Raw genomic sequence first — 1,254 nt, 5'->3', positions numbered from 1 at the left:
ACTACCTGATCGCCGCGTACTGCTTCGTCTGCACCGCGCTGATGTATGCCTTCACCGGAACGCCGCTCGGACGCACGCTGAACGCGGTGCGCGACAACCCCGAGCGCGTGGAGTTCATCGGCTACAACACGCAGCGCGTGCGCTACTACGCCTTCATCATCGCGGGCTTCTTCGCGGGCATCGGCGGCGGGCTGGCGGCCATCAACTTCGAGATCGTGAATGCGGCCGACAGCCTGAACGGGCTGCGCTCGGGCAGCTACCTGCTGTTCACCTTCCTCGGCGGTGCGACCTTCTTCTTCGGGCCGATCATCGGTGCGGCGCTGCTGGTGTTCGCGCTGGTGCTGCTGTCCGAACTCAGCAAGGCCTGGCTGCTGTACGTGGGCCTGGTGTTCCTGCTGATGGTGATGTTCGCGCCGGGCGGCGTGGCCAGCCTGATCATGATGAACGTGCGCGTGGCGCTGTTCGGCAAGATCAAGCGCTTCTACCTGCTGTACGTGGGCCTGTTCATCGGTGCGGCCATCGTGCTCGCGGGCGCGGCGGCCATTGTCGAGATGATCTATCACATGCAGCTCAACGCGGCGCTCGGACCCATGGTGCCGTTCGCGGGCCTGCAACTCGACACCTCATCGGTCGCGAGCTGGGTCGTCGCGATGGCCTTGCTGGCGGTGGGGCTGGGTGTGTTCGAGGTGTTCCGCCGGCGCTTCGCGAAGGTCTGGGGCCAGGCGCAGGAAGAAATCGAAGCCGAGATCAAGCGGCGGGAGACGGCATGACCTATTCACTCGAACTCAAGAGCCTGCGCAAGAGCTTCGGCAAGACCGACATCATCCGCGGGGTCGACCTGGCCGTGACGGCGGGCGAGCGCATCGCCATCATCGGGCCGAACGGTGCGGGCAAGTCCACGCTGTTCAACCTGATCAGCGGCCGGCTTGCACCCACCAGCGGCGAGGTGCTGCTCAACGGCCAGCGCATCGACGGCAAGCAGCCCTACGAGATCAACCGGCTCGGGCTGTCGCGCAGCTTCCAGATCACCAACATCTTTCCGAAGCTCACGGTCTTCGAGAACTTGCGCTGCGGTGTGCTGTGGAGCCTGGGCTACAAGTACACCTTCCTGCGCTTCCTCTCGAACCTCGACGATGCCAATGAGCGCACCGAGGAGCTCATCAAGCAGATCGGCCTGGAGAAGAAGCGCGACGTACACGCGGTGAACCTCACCTACGCCGAGCAGCGCGCACTGGAGATCGGCGTGACCATCGC

Annotated in this window: 2 protein-coding genes; both read left to right on the top strand. The window is 64.5% G+C overall.

Annotated elements, in window-relative coordinates:
• Window positions 1-770, top strand: a 770-nt coding sequence (locus PMI12_RS26180; protein ID WP_007838766.1) for an ABC transporter permease subunit, incomplete at its 5' end; no start/stop codon positions are given.
• Window positions 767-1,254 (top strand): ATP-binding cassette domain-containing protein (locus PMI12_RS26175; RefSeq protein ID WP_007838764.1); only part of this gene is annotated, 488 nt, incomplete at its 3' end. The genes PMI12_RS26180 and PMI12_RS26175, both read left to right, overlap by 4 nt.

It is taken from the genome of Variovorax sp. CF313 (assembly GCF_000282635.1).
Classification (GTDB): domain Bacteria; phylum Pseudomonadota; class Gammaproteobacteria; order Burkholderiales; family Burkholderiaceae_C; genus Variovorax.
Note: the sequence above shows the minus strand (reverse complement) of the source record. Positions and strands in the feature narration are given on the sequence as shown.